Here is a 221-nt window from a genome sequence, read left to right as displayed (position 1 = left end):
ATCGCTTTAAGATCTTCGATAGTACGGTAAACAAAACAGTCTTTGCTTTCGTGACCTTTGATAGGTGGAACAAATGGGAATGAGCCAGTAGCAAGAATAAGCTTGTCGTATTGAACTTCACGGCCAGTGCTTGAGTAAACAATGCGGTTTTCACGGTTGATGTTAATCGCGCGTTCGCCGATCAGCATGTTAATACCGTGTTTCTCGTAGAAGCCTTCTTT

Annotated in this window: 1 protein-coding gene; it reads right to left on the bottom strand. The window is 43.0% G+C overall.

Annotated features, from left to right (window positions below):
- On the bottom strand, positions 1 to 221 hold a 221-nt coding region (locus tag IQR33_RS36190; RefSeq protein ID WP_193844327.1), incomplete at both ends, for an FAD-dependent oxidoreductase.

It is taken from the genome of Vibrio sp. OPT46, assembly GCF_015163535.1.
Taxonomy (GTDB): domain Bacteria; phylum Pseudomonadota; class Gammaproteobacteria; order Enterobacterales; family Vibrionaceae; genus Vibrio; species Vibrio alginolyticus.
This window is presented reverse-complemented; position numbering and strand designations above follow the sequence as displayed.